Here is a 13,416-nt window from a genome sequence, read left to right on the forward strand (position 1 = left end):
CCAGGCTTTGAACGCCGTGGTCAGCGGACCGACGCCATGTTCAGCAGATGAACCCTGTTCAAAACGCCTTGGGACAGCTGAATCCGGACAGGGCCGGGAGGAAGAAGGGGTTGGAGCCTGAGCCTGTCTGGAGAGCATAAGTAACGTCGCGTCCGCCGATCACGAAGCGCGCTTGCATGTTGCTGTCGTCGCCGGTGACGGCAGCCTTGTCCAGAAGTCGTTTCAGCGCCCAGGGCCCTTCGAACTTGATGGCGGATTCGCGGCCTGGCATCTCCGGCGTCAAGCTTAGGCTGGCGGACGCGGAAGCTGCCTCGCCCGGCCAGGTGACCGCGCTCGGCGCGTTGCCCGTCTGATTGCTCCAGACGATCTGGCCTTCGGCATCGAGTATCGCCGTATCGACATCGCCATTCAGTGAGAACGGTGTGAAAGTGATGCTGACCGAAGGCAACGAACCGCCCGATGGGAAGAAGGCGCTGCGGATTTCCGCCGCAAGCTGGAAGTCTTTCAGGGTCGATTTCGACAGGTCGCGTCCAAATCGCGCATCCTGTTTCCAAGTCCAGTCCTGGCTGGTCATGTCGATCAGCGATGCTAGATTTTGTGCGAAGAACCGGTCCAGCAAGCCGCCAGGGGCGAACAATTTGGCGAAATCTGCCATCGCAACATCCTCGGTGGCGTCGCGGGCGAAGGGATAACGGCCGCTGATTGCGGCTTCACAAGGGGCTGTGACCGTCTGGTCAAGTATCTGATTCAAGTTGGTCACCGAGGTTTCGGCAACGTTGCCTTCGAACTCATCCGCCGTCGCGTTGACCATCCGGCCGAGTTGCTTGGGCAGGCGCGAGACATTGGCGCGAAGCGTGGCTATCTGCAGCTGCAGGTTCGAATTGACGCGTTCCGTCTGCGAAGGAACTTCGGCCGCCAGTTGCAGGCTCTGATAGATATCGCTGAAGTTTTGGGTCAGAGCATCGATCGGGCGATGTCCGGCAGGGCCGTTCACCAGGGCCTGGAATGGTCTGAATTGCGCTTCGATGTTTGCTCCTGGACTGAAGTTCCGTGCGTCGGCGGCCCCGGTGCCGGCGCGGCTTTGCGATTTGCCGCTGGCGATTGTTATGCCGATGCGGGCCAGGCCCTTGGCCAGATCCGCGGGGTTGCGCGGCGGGTTCTGGGCCGTGCCTTCGATCTCGGTGCCGGGATCGGGGCCGTCACCTGAGTCCCGCGTCAGAGCTGTTTCATCGGCGATTGCCGCAAAGAGCTGATTCATCGGTGAGCTTGGGGAGGCAGCGGCCGAAAGCGCGATGTAGTGCGGCTTGTCCGTCAGCATCGCCTTGAATTTCAACTGGCCGAGAACGCCGTTCCACGCGGCCGCGAACTCCTTGCCGTAGCGATCAAGAAGTTCGGGGCCGAGCTTGAGCAATTGCTGGTTGATATCGCCTTGTTCGCCGCCGCCCCCGAGAACCCACTGCTCGTCGACAAGCATCTGCGCAATGCGCGACAGTTGCCGGAGATAGAAGGTGTTGAAGCCGGAATGAGTATAGATGCCGGGAATACGAAGCCCTGACAGATCGCCGCCATCGATGCGCTCGAACAGCAGCTGCGCTTCCGGCCCGCCTTTCTGAGACAGTGAAAAATCGTCCAGCACCGCTGCGTATATAGCCGACTTGATCAAGGCCGAAGCGCGATCGGCAAGGCTCATACGCCCGAGTGAACGTTGAGCGGCTTCGACAAGCGGCTGGTTGAGTTCGAAGACCGGATCATAGGCGTCGTCCAATGCAAGCATGGCGCGCAGGTGCTTTTGGAGCTGCTCGCGTCCTTCGCGATTGTTTTCGCCCGGATATCGGTTCTGCTCCCAGTCCCGCTTCATCCACGAAACGATCAAAGCGTCATCGACCTTCGGTGCCTTGCCGCCAAGCATCAGATAGATTTTCAACGGTTCGTAGAGTGCGACGGGATCGGCCATCTTGGCATGGATCGTCCGCTCGGCCTGGATCAACAGGCGCGATCGGAGCAGTCGCTCCAGCGCCTGCCGATAGGCTGTTTTGGATGCCGAAAGAAGTCTCTCCCTCTGGCTGAGGCCGAACGTCTCCTCTAACGGTGTCGGCAAGTCACCGGTTTCATACCCGGCCGGCAGATCGCGCAACTGGTCAAGCGGGCCGATGACGTTTTCAAGGTCGACATCGGTGACCGTGCTGGCCTGGAGCAACGAGGCCGCCGTCTCGCGATACTGGCCCATGGCCAGCGTTGTGGAGGCGATCAGCGACCGGTTGGAAGCAAAGCTCAGGGCGAGCGTACCCAGTGCGGCGGCGGCGATCAGCGTTATGGCACCCAGGCCACCAAATCTGACGATCGCCGCACGCCTTGCAGCCGATTTGTCATACGAAACCCAGCCCGATTCGGCAAAAATGACGTCCGTCAGCAGATCATGCAAAAAGAAGCTTTTGCCGGTTCCAGAAAGGTGAGGGCGGGAATTGCCGCCGAAATTGCGGCCGATCGCGCCCAGCACCTGATCGATAGGCGTGCCCTCTTGCGTGCCGGACGAAAAATACAATCCACGCAGGCTGACATTCACCTGGCTGCGTCCGGGATCGAACAGAGCGGCGACAAAGCTGGTAACTCGGCCCTTTAGTGCGCCGAACTGTGCCGGAAAACCGAAGATGGAGATACGCGTGACGGGATCAGCCTCTTCCTGGAGGCGGTCGGCCATCTCGTCGGCCAGTCGTTTTGCCAGCGCATCGAATTCGGCAGGGGCTCCAGCGGCCATGTTCCTGTCGCGCTCCGCGGTCTGGAATGTCGCGCCCCATACCTTGCGCCTTCGTGACTCGTCGAAACCGCCGAAGTAGTCCATGAAACCGGAGACAAGATCGGCCTTGGTGAAAATCAGATAGACTGGAAACTGAACTTTCAGCGTCTCGTGGATTTCCCTCAGCCGGTTGCGTATCTCGGCGACGTGGGTATCTATCTGCCGGTCGTCGAAGCTCATCAGATCGGCAAGGCTGATGGCCAGGATGACGCCGTTTATCGGTTGCCGGGCGCGGTGCTTCTTGAGCAGTGACAGGAAGGAGAGCCAGCTCTTCTTGTCGCTCTCAGCATTGGAATCCTGCGTCGTGTAGCGACCTGCGGTGTCGATCAACACGGCCTGGTCGGTAAACCACCAGTCGCAGGCACGTGTTCCGCCAATGCCGGCCACCGGTTGGGCGTCTCCTGAACCGGCAAGCGGAAAATTCAGCCCCGAATTGACCAGTGCCGTTGTCTTGCCGGCACCCGGAGGGCCTATGACGACGTACCAGGGGACGTCGTAGAGGAAGTTGCGCTTGCCGCTCGACCCTTTGAGCGCCGCCAAGGCCTCATTCATGCGGGCTTCGAGCAGCCGCCCATCGTCATCATCGCGGTCATCATTGTGCGCAACGACGGTTTCGAGCGCTTTTTGCGCCTTCCTCGCCTGCCAGAAACGCAGCCCGTGAACAAGCGCCAGCGTCGCCACGATTACACCGATGATCGTTGCACGCAGCCAGGCAGGCCCGAGCGGCCGGCTATCGGCAAAGCGGATCAAGGGGCCGGCAAACCATATGGCCGTCGCGAAGCCGATCAGCGCGGTCATGCTGAATATCCGCAGCAGCCAACGCGTCATGGATGCTTCCAGCAGGTCGTCACAATGTCTCCTCCCTGGGGATCATCACATCGACACGGCGGTTCCTGGCGCGGCCTTCCGGCGTCGCGTTTTCGGCAATCGGTTCGTCCTCGCCCTTGCCGTCCACCGTCAGTCGCGAGGGATCGCTGAATTTCGCGGCCATCAGCGCTTCGACGGCTTTGGCCCGGGCCAGCGAAAGGTCGAAGTTGGATTTGAAGGCGCTCGACCGACGCGGTTTGACATTATCCGTGTGGCCGACGATCCGGATCGGTCCAGGCTCGTGCTCAAGAGCCGCGGCGATGTCGGCGGCTATGGGCTGAAATTCCGGCTTCGTCTCGGCCCTGCCGGACTGGAACAGCAGCAGATTGTTGATTTCCACGACGATGAAGTCGCCCTTGGTGCCAATGGCCAGTCCGCCGCCTTCGACGTCCTTGGCCAGCGCCGCACGAATACGATCGATCTGAGCGTTGGCCGCCGGTGGGGCGACTTTGGCTGGCTCGACCAGCGGCGCCACGCTGGCGCGCTCGATAGCGACGGGTATTGATGGGTTGAGTGCCAGCAATTCACCTGCGGCGGCGTCGCCTTCATTGGAGATGAAGACCCGCAATGCGAAGAACGCTGCCGCCAGCAGCGCCGACGCTGACGCGGCAACCACCCAAAGCGGCAGGCGGGCCGAGGACTGCGCCATCGTCTCGGCCAAGCCCTGCCAGCGCGGCGAGATGTCTTCACCCGCACGCGTCCTGAAGTAGCGAAGCGTCTCGTAGACGTCGCGTCGAACGCGCTCGAGATTGTTGTCTTCGCGCCTCACGCCGCGATACTGGCCCTCGAACCCCAGCGACAGACAGACATGCATCAGTTCGAGCAGATCGTAATGTGTCTCGGGATGGGCCAGGATCTTGTTCAGTGCTTCGTAGAAGCCTGTGCCGGAGGACTGGGTATGAAAGAACTGCCAAGACATGCTGCGTTGCGACCAGTCGTCTTTCCCAGGCCAAGGCAGGTTGCCGATAAGATCGTCGGCTGTTTCGCACAGAACATAACGCGCAATCCGCGCATCCTCTTGGGCAACGTCCGATTTCTCCACCGTCCGGTCGAATTTTTCGATGGCCTCAGCGACATGTTGCGCCAATGGCTCCGCCTGTCTTTCGACAGGCATCAGCCTGAGTTGCCCAAACAGCATCAGCAAAGGAGCGGCCGCAGCGAGAATAGTGTTTGCCGCGCAGTATCTGACCACCTCGGCGGCGCCGAGCAGCATGCGCTGCTCGATGGGCGGCTTTGATGCGGCGGCCGAAGAGCTGGTACCTGCTGGGGCACCCAGGGCCGGGCCTTGATAGATGACGGTTCCTGATACCCAGCCCGATGGCCGCACGACGCCAGGATCGAACACGGTTGAATCCTCGATCCTGGAGGTGTCCACGATGGATTGCTCCGGAACCGGCGGCGGTTTTTGCGTGCGCCGTGGATTTGCGCGAATGACGGTCTTGCCCGCCGGACCGAAGGGGTCGTCCTTCGAGCTCATCGCCGATCACCCGTGCAGGCGGGATACCCGCGATTGGGCGAGACAGGGGCAAGACGGTTTCTGGTCGGGTAAAGGGGCAGCTCCGGTCGGCCGCGGTAGTGTCCGCAGAAGGATTGGCCAGAAAATCCTGTCCCGCCGTAGCATGACATTGCCGCAGACCCCCAGGTCAATGAGTCTTACCCGCTTGGCGAACTGTCGTATGCGATTGTAATCTCAGAAATTGTTTATTGGAACCGGATGCCGGGCGTCGGAGGACTTTTCTGATTGGCCTGCCAGGCGTTTCCTGGATCGCCTATTTTTGCTTGTCGGCTTTGGCGTAGGCCTCGCTGAAATACGCCAGGAAGATGTCCAGCATGCCGTTTTCATGTGCCTCCTCCATGGCCCGCCATGTCGCGACATAGGCGTCCCAGGCCTGCCCCTTCTTCGATGTGAACGACGTAGGCGGGAGTTTCCTGCCGATCGCCTCGGGCGACAGGTCGTCAAGCAGTCGGGAGAGCGCAGCTTGCATGGCGGCATAGGTGGCGAATTCGTGCGTCTTCAGATCGCGGAATGCGTCCTCGATACTGCGCCTGGCATCAAGATAGCCGGCCCTGCGGCGGGCGAACATGATTTCGAGGATTTCGCCGGTTCCTGGAACGAACTTCAGCGGATTGTTGTCGGCGGCGCTGATCATCGTTCGTTGTGTGCTCTTGGCCAGCATTTTCGCGGCCGCACGTGCTTTCAGCAGCAACGTCAGTTCCTCGACCACCGCCCGCAGGACCGCGCCGATTTCGGCGGCAACTTCATGCGGGTCGCGTAATTGAAGCAATTCCGGCGAAATGCCGGCTCCGATCGCGATCTCCCGCAAGACCTCGTCTCTGGTCGAAGGCAGGGGTGGGGAGTGCGGCGGAATGCGCTGCCCGGGCCGTTGCTGTGCGGGATCGAAGAAAGGTGCATGTTTAAATTCCAGCGGCCGGCCTGTCGCGGGCGGCATGTCTCGCTGCTCGGATTTGTAGCTGGGGTAGCCCGTCGTGGCGCGCTCTTCGTCGATCGATACCAAGATGACATAACGGCCGATCAGTATCCGGTCGCCATGGCCCAGCCGGTGTGGCCCGGTCATGCGCTGGCTCGATCCGTTGATGAAGGTCCCATTGCGCGAGATGTCGTGCAGCCAGAACGCGCCCGCCTCGTAGCGAACCTCGCAGTGGCGGCCCGAGATGAACTTGTCGGGATCCGGCAAGGTCCAGTCGCAAGCATCGCGTCCGATTTCGAAGCCGCGATCACGCGCCGCGTAGCTGGTCGAGGTACCAGCGGGCAAGGCGTCGACATTGTTGATTTCCAGACTGATGTGCATCCGAGATCGCCGTCGATCGTTGATCGGTACTCCGCCATTCTAGCAGCTTGCGGGTAAAACAGGACAGAAGCGTTTCAAGCCGATGAACCGGCTGGTTAATGCATGTCGCCCAAAAGTGCCCTCCGTTTGAGAAAACGACATTGCATGAAACAAGACCTGAAGGTGCAGCGCGTGAATCCGACCACACGCGATACGGTTTGGGTTTCTGTCGCCCCATGTCCTCTTTGGCCAGCAGGAAAACATGTGGTAGGCTCAACATGGCCTGGCGTGGCGGATCTAAGAAGTTCCTGAACGGAGTGCTGTTAATATAGCGGGAACTTCAAATCCATCACATTGGCGGCCGCGTCCAGGAGGGGGCTCGACCCATGCCCAATGAACGTGCCACCGTTGTCCGGACACCGGTTGGCTCCGAGCTGTTGACCTTCACGCATCTTGTCGGACGCGATGAGATCAGCCGTTGTTTTGCCTATACGGTCGGATTCGTGAGCACCGACTCCGATATCGATCCGTTGAAGATGCTGGGCGGGCCGCTCTCGATCGAAGCTGAATCTGATCCGAAACGCTGGTTCAGCGGCATCGTCTCCGAGTTCCGGCTCACCCGGCTGGAAGATCGGCTGGCCTACTATGAGGCGGTCATCAGGCCGTGGCTCTGGTTTCTCGGCAACACCACCGATTGCCGTATTTTCCAGAACAAGAGCGTCCTCGACATCGTCAAGGACATCTTCAAGAAATACGGTATCGCGGAATTCGATCTGCGCCTGCAAGGGTCCTATCCCCCGCGCGAATATTGCGTGCAGTACGACGAACCCGATCTGGATTTCGTGCAGCGGCTGCTGGAGCATGAAGGCATCCTGTATTTCTTCGAGCATGATGACGGCAAGCACACGCTTGTCCTGGCCGATGCGATGAGCAAGCTGAAGCCTGCGCCGGGCTACGAGAAAGTGCTCTATAACTTTGAAGGTCAGGGTTCGCGGCGCGATGTCGAATACATCACTGAATGGATACCGGGCAGTTCGGTGCGCCCAGGCGCCTATGCCCACACTGACTATGATTTCACGAAGCCGGGCGCCGATCTCATGGCCAAGTCGGCCCAGCCGTTCAGCCACAAGGAGGCAGCGGGTGAGAACTACCGCCAGCCCGGCGCGCATCTCGAAACGGGCCGGGGAGACAGCCTGGCCGCGATCCGGCGTGAGGAAATCCAGGCCGTCCACCAGCGCATCGCCGCCGTCGGGACCGTGCGCGGCCTCTATTCGGGCTGCACGTTCAAGCTGGATAGCTTTCCGCGTGAGGACCAGAACCAGGAGTATCTGGTGGTCAGCGCCGAATACAGACTGTTTGATCCAGGTTACAGAGCCCATGCTGACGTCAACAGCGAGAATTTCAAGGTGATCCTCGGCTTGGCGCCGACCGCCTTGCCCTATCGTCCGCCACGGATCACGCCCCGGCCGATCATGCGCGGCCCCCAGACGGCGACGGTGGTCGGTCCGTCGGGCGAGGAAATATTCACCGACAAATATGCGCGGGTGAAGGTGCAATTTCATTGGGACCGCTTGGGCAAGAAGGACCAGAACAGCTCCTGCTTTGTGCGGGTATCGCAGACCTGGGCCGGCAGCGGCTGGGGTTTTATCCAGATCCCGCGCATCGGCCAGGAGGTGATCGTCGACTTCATCGAAGGCGACCCGGACCTGCCGATCATCACCGGCAGGGTCTACAACGCCTCGCAGATGCCGCCCTACGGGCTGCCGGGCAGCGCCACGCAATCGGGCTGGAAGTCCGACTCCTCCAAAGGCGGTGGCGGCTACAACGAGCTGATGTTCGAGGACAAGGCCGGCTCCGAACTGGTCAATTTCCAGGCGCAGAAGGACCATAACCTTCTGGTCAAGCACGACCGCACCAAGCTGGTGCAGCACGACCAGTCCGACCGCATCGACCACGACGCCAAGCACTCCGTCGGCCACAACCTCGACGAGGACGTCGGAAACAACAAGACCGTCAAGGTCGGCGTGGACCAGACCACCAACATCGGCTCGAACGACACCGAGACAGTGGGCGCCAACCGTTCGCTGACGGTCATGGCCAACGAGACCATCCATGTCGTGTCGAACTCGACGGAGAACATCGACGCCAATCACACGCAGACGGTGGGGATTGTGCAGACGGTGAGCGTTGGCGCTGCGCGTGTCGATACGGTCGGAGCATCGGAGACCCGCAGCGTTGCCGGGGTTCAGAAAAACACGATCGGGGCGACCCGCTCCGTCAGCGTGGCGCTGGGACAGAGCCATGACATCGGAGCTTCCGACAGTTGGACCATAAAATCCAATCAGACGGTGAAAGTTAATGGAAATCAGACATTCAATGTAGACGGCGATCTTACTTCGACGATCGGCAAGGGTCGGGCTGCCAAGATCACGGCGGATGACGGCACTCAAGTCGATGGAGCGCATTCGCTCAAGGTCGGCAAGGGCAGCGCCATCGACGTCGCTGAAGACATGTCTATCGCTTCGGGAAAGAATATAATGATCAACGGGAAGGATTCGATTACCTTTGAATGCGGAAATGCATCGATTACTATGAAGAAGGATGGAACGATTTTGATCCAAGGCAAGGATATCGCGATAAAAGGCAGCGGTAAGATTGATGTCAGTGCTTCCAGTAACGTGAGTATTAAGGGCAGCAACGTTCACAATAATTGAGGACTGGCAATGAATGTAGTCAACCGGATTGACGGAGTGGCGATAGGGCTCCTGATCGGCTTTGACGGCGGAATGCCGTTGGTGGTCTTTGTCGGCAATCCCCGCGAGACCGCGATCCCGGCGCGTAGCTTGGCTGAGCTAGATTCCACCGCGATAGGTTCGGAAGTGGCCTTACTGTTTGAAGGCGGCGATCCAACGAGGCCTCTTGTGGTGGGACGCATCGTCGAGCCGCTACGCAAAAACAGGGATCTGCAGATCATCCGCGACGGTGAACGGGTGTCCATAGCCGCAGACCAGCGCATCGAGCTGCGCTGCGGCCAGGCGTCGATCATCCTGGAGAAGGATGGGCGGATCACAATTCGCGGCAGCCAGCTGACGAGCCACGCCAGCGGCACCAACCGCATCCGTGGCGGGGCCATCCATCTCAACTGAGGCGTTCACGATGCAGCGCATCGCGTCCATCGCTGACATCGTGGACCAGCACGCTAGCGACGCGGCCTTCCTTTGGTTCCGTCGCCGCCATGAAATCGATCGCCCCATCCTGGGTGAAACCGATATCGGCCGCATCGACCAGCGCCTGAATGCAAATCTCGACGGGCTGATGGCATCCGGAAAAGCCGGTTGGGAGGCAGCCCAGGCGCATTTCGCCGACTATTCCGAGCCCGGCGAGCTTTTCGTGCTCGGCGTGCTGGCGTTGCGCTGGGGCGATGCCGAAGCCGTTGCCTTGGCGATCGACGCCGCGGCGACGCTAGGCGAGGTTGGCGTGTCGGCTCTGTCCGGCGCGATCGCGCGCACGCCGCGCGAAAACCTGCGTCCGTTCGTGGCCGAATGGCTGGACGCGCGCGATGCGCGGCTGCGTGGCCTCGGCCTCGCGGCACTCTGGCATCACCGCGTCGATCCCGGTGCTCGCCTCGGCGATTTGCTGAGCAATCCGCATCCGGATGTTCGCAGGCGTGCGTTTCGGCTTGCTGGTGGGCTCAAACGGCGAGACCTCCTTCCGGCGGTGCTGGCCGGACTTGACGGACTTGACGGCGACACGCCGAAGGAACGCCTGACGGCCGCCCTTGCGGCTTGCCTTCTTGGCGAAGCGCGCTCGGCTCACCCGGTGCTCGACCGGATCGTGCTAGCAGAGCCGGGCCTCGCGGCCGCGGCGATTGAGATGCGCCTTCTGACGACGCCCCTGAAGACCGGCCGAAGCTGGTTGCAGGATGGTCTGAGGCAGCCTGCCTTGCGCGCCACCGCGACAGCGGCGATCGGCCTCGTCGGCGACCGGTCGGTCATGCCCTGGCTGATCGCGAGGATGCGTGAGCCGGAGCTTGTCTTCGCTGCCGGGCTGGCGCTGCGCGATCTTCTCGATGTGGATTTCAATGATACCGACCTCTTCACGATAGACCCGGTTGTGCTCGGCAAGGAATTTGAACCCGTGACGGCCAGCCCGCTTCCGGTAGCCGACCGCGTGACGGCGTGGTGGGACGAGGGGCGCGGCGGGGGCAATCACGAGCCCTTCCATTCTATGCGCAGGCTTCGGCTGGACGCAATGCGCGCCGCGCTCGCCAAACCGGATGCGCCACTGACCGATTGGCGCAGGACGCGCCGGTTCCCGGCTTGGATGTAAGTTAAGCTCAAAGCTTAAGGGCGGGTCATGCCGGCCATCACCGCGGCCGCGCGCAGGCCGCCTTCGGAAGCCACCTCGCACATGGCGGTCGGCCCCGGCGCATAGTCGTTCATAAAACTGTCAGCGGCCAGCATCAGGGCCATCGCCCCCCCGGCAGCGCCGATATCGCCGATCGTCATCGCCGGATAGGCGGTGGGCAGGACTTCCCGGCGGGTACGGTAAAAGCGCTGTCGCACCATGAGTTGCTCCCAGCCGCTGTAACGCTCGCCATTGCCGTTGCTGACGACGAAATTGATGTCTGGTTCGGCGGGACCCGATCCGCTGATAGCATCGCGCAGGGCACCGAGCATTGCCCGGCCCTGACTGAACCGCTCCGACAACACGCCATCGCTCTCCTGCGCCGTGCCGACCCCGTGGATCGCCACATGGACAGGACCCACCGTCTTAGGCTCGCGGGTGAGACATACGAAGACGGCGGCTTCGCCTGGTACCAGACCCTGCGCGTTGTCATCCCCAACAAGGCGTCCGGCGCGAGCGAGCCGGGCTAGATCGGTGTCGTTGACAAGGCTGTCGACGCCGCCGAGCAGCACCTGCTCGGCGCCCTCAGTTTCCAGGATATAGATGGCGCGTTCAAGTAGGCCAAGACTGGCCGCCGCGCCGCCGTCCACAGCGCGTGACGCGGGGTGGAAATGCTGCCCGGTCGCCGCGATGATCGCACCAAGGAAGGCTGGCGGGCGGATGTCCCCGTAGGCGGAATGCTCGCGAAAGCTCTCTGGTGGAGTCATAAGAATCGCCGTCGCCTCGGTGCGCACCTGGCCGGTGCGCATCGCTTCGTTGATCGCGCGGGCGGCCATGTTGGCGAGCCACTCGCCTTCGTTTTGGCGTAGCCGGGACCGCGCCGGCACGCGGGCAACTGTGATTGTTTCGCCATCCTTGGTCATCCAAGCATCGACGGCTGATAGACCGGCACGTATGGCGGCGAGCGTCTGCGCAGCGTTAAGGCCAGCAGCTGTGACAGCGCCTGCGCCCGTGATATAAAGCGGTCGCCTCATGGCCGCCACACAGGCTGGTTGAGTAGCGTTCCGTCGCCTCCGATTCCTGTGTATTCCTTGCCCTTGCGGGCGGCGGTAAGGAACATCGGCGTCACGTGGCCGAAGACGATCTCCCGCAGCGCGGGCGCGTTGCGTCGCGTCAATACAGCAAGACGGGCCTTGAGCGTAACGCGCCTGAGATCGGGCTCGATTACTACCGTGTCGGCCCGGAACGCGGCGTCCTCGATGCGATCATCGAAGATCAGCCGCACCGGCGCGGTGACGGATGGGAGGCGGAATTCCCAGCGGCTTTCGGGCGTTAGGCCGATTAGCGTCACATCCTCCCCACCTAGTATCTGCGGCAGATGCTGGTCCGGCGGCGTGCAAAGATAATGCTGGGGATTGAAATCCTTAGGTGGAAGAGGCCACTGGGTGTCAGTCCAGGCTTGATCGTAGGTCCCAGCATAGCGGATTCGAGGCTGCCACCCCCGCCCGATTGCACCGAATCCCGCAGGCTTCGGCCGGTCGGAAGGGCTGAGATAGGGCTCCCCCGGATAGGTTATATTTGGAGCATGAGTCTTCACCGCAGGGTCGGCCGAGCGAGCATGGTGGAAGCCAACACCAACCGGGTTGCGAATTTCGACGCGTCCGTCCTCGGTCGTGCCGCCATATGCGCGCTCATAGACCAGCGACATGGTGCGGAAGGGGTGCGGCGTCGAATAGCTGCCTGCGTCGTAGATACGGTCGCCAGCAACCTGAAGCGTCTTGCGCATTACGCCAATTCTCAAGCCAACTTGCATCTCGCGAACCGGCTTGCTGTTCGGCGCGTATGCGGTGCCATTGACGATGACCTCGGCGACTGGCTTTACTGGCGCGATATCCGCCTCATAGCGTATCGAGGACGCTGCGGGGTCGCCGAACGGCTCGTCGCTCAATGCCACGGGAAGTTGTTCGGCGGCCGGCCAAAATGGGGCGCCCGCGTCGGCCGCCTCGAAACTCGCCGAGAACATGGCCACCATGATCTCCTGACCCTCGGCGTCGACCTGTACCATGGTGGCGACGGCAAACGGCGTTCGGTTCTCTATCCAGACGTTGAAGGCAGCCATGTCAGCACCAACGCCTCTCTTTGGACAGGCCGACAGGCCAGTAAGGTTGGCTGGCCAGCACTTCGACGCAAATGTTCTCGCCAGCTTCGATCACCCATGCGAGTAGGAATTTTGGCGGGTCGACGGATTCGGTTGCACCCAACCCGTGGTTGAGCGCGTCGCAGGCCAGCCAGAACTTGCGCACCACCGCGATGAAATGCATGTCGGCGGCAGGACCAGCCGGATATTCCTGGATCAGGAAGTCCCGCGCGGCCTCGGGGCTGCCGAGCCTGCCAGTCTGATAGGTCATCGCCTCCTGCCAATCAGAGGCGACGCGCTCCACGTGCGGCCGCAGTTCATCGAGATACGTCGTGAACAGTTCGCGATAACGCGGCGCTCCCGGCTGTGGCACGGCCGATCCGGCGAGCGGTGCGCCGGAGAGCATGAGGTCGTCCGGCGCTTCCAGAAGGCGACGAATGTTCTGCTCGCGTCGATGCGGAGTAAGGATCGGGGACATGGCT

9 protein-coding genes are annotated in these 13,416 nt (G+C 61.5%); 3 read left to right on the forward strand and 6 right to left on the reverse strand.

The window, feature by feature from the left end:
• Positions 1-58: 58 nt before the first annotated feature.
• The 3 genes from tssM to tagH all read right to left on the reverse strand — a co-directional run bounded on the left by tssM (position 59) and on the right by tagH (position 6,471).
• Positions 59-3,622 (reverse strand): type VI secretion system membrane subunit TssM, encoded by a 3,564-nt coding sequence (tssM, locus tag RPF88_RS32455; protein ID WP_337123938.1) that lies wholly within the window; start codon positions 3,620-3,622, stop codon positions 59-61.
• Between the two features lie 19 nt (positions 3,623-3,641).
• On the reverse strand, positions 3,642-5,138 hold the full coding sequence (gene tssL, locus RPF88_RS32460) for a type VI secretion system protein TssL, long form (RefSeq protein WP_337123939.1): 1,497 nt from the start codon (positions 5,136-5,138) through the stop codon (positions 3,642-3,644).
• Positions 5,139-5,430: 292 nt separating this feature from the next.
• Positions 5,431-6,471: a type VI secretion system-associated FHA domain protein TagH gene (tagH, locus tag RPF88_RS32465; protein ID WP_337123940.1), complete on the reverse strand. Its 1,041-nt coding sequence runs from the start codon at positions 6,469-6,471 to the stop codon at positions 5,431-5,433.
• A 365-nt stretch (positions 6,472-6,836) separates the two neighbouring features.
• On the opposite strand from tagH, the gene RPF88_RS32470 reads away from it, so the two are divergent.
• Genes RPF88_RS32470 through RPF88_RS32480 form a run of 3 tightly spaced genes read left to right on the forward strand, consistent with a single transcriptional unit; the run spans position 6,837 to position 10,779 of the window.
• Positions 6,837-9,164: a type VI secretion system Vgr family protein gene (locus RPF88_RS32470; RefSeq protein ID WP_337123941.1), complete on the forward strand. Its 2,328-nt coding sequence runs from the start codon at positions 6,837-6,839 to the stop codon at positions 9,162-9,164.
• Positions 9,165-9,173: 9 nt separating this feature from the next.
• Positions 9,174-9,596: a DUF6484 domain-containing protein gene (locus RPF88_RS32475; RefSeq protein ID WP_027163193.1), complete on the forward strand. Its 423-nt coding sequence runs from the start codon at positions 9,174-9,176 to the stop codon at positions 9,594-9,596.
• A 10-nt stretch (positions 9,597-9,606) separates the two neighbouring features.
• Positions 9,607-10,779 carry a hypothetical protein gene (locus tag RPF88_RS32480; RefSeq protein ID WP_027163192.1) on the forward strand — a complete coding sequence of 391 codons (1,173 nt, stop codon included), beginning with the start codon at positions 9,607-9,609 and terminating at the stop codon, positions 10,777-10,779.
• Positions 10,780-10,793: 14 nt separating this feature from the next.
• Here RPF88_RS32480 and RPF88_RS32485 read toward each other — a convergent pair whose 3' ends face one another.
• From RPF88_RS32485 to RPF88_RS32495, 3 genes are all read right to left on the reverse strand, one after another.
• Positions 10,794-11,720 (reverse strand): beta-ketoacyl synthase N-terminal-like domain-containing protein, encoded by a 927-nt coding sequence (locus RPF88_RS32485; RefSeq protein WP_156949330.1) that lies wholly within the window; start codon positions 11,718-11,720, stop codon positions 10,794-10,796.
• A gap of 107 nt (positions 11,721-11,827) precedes the next feature.
• A complete protein-coding gene (locus RPF88_RS32490; RefSeq protein WP_050596340.1) occupies positions 11,828-12,916 on the reverse strand; it encodes a DUF2169 family type VI secretion system accessory protein in 1,089 nt (362 codons plus the stop codon).
• A 1-nt stretch (position 12,917) separates the two neighbouring features.
• Positions 12,918-13,412, reverse strand: coding sequence for a hypothetical protein (locus tag RPF88_RS32495; RefSeq protein ID WP_027163190.1), 495 nt, complete (start codon positions 13,410-13,412; stop codon positions 12,918-12,920).
• Positions 13,413-13,416 lie beyond the last annotated feature (4 nt).

Source organism: Mesorhizobium sp. ISC11 (assembly GCF_037162595.1).
Classification (GTDB): Bacteria; Pseudomonadota; Alphaproteobacteria; order Rhizobiales; family Rhizobiaceae; genus Mesorhizobium; species Mesorhizobium ciceri.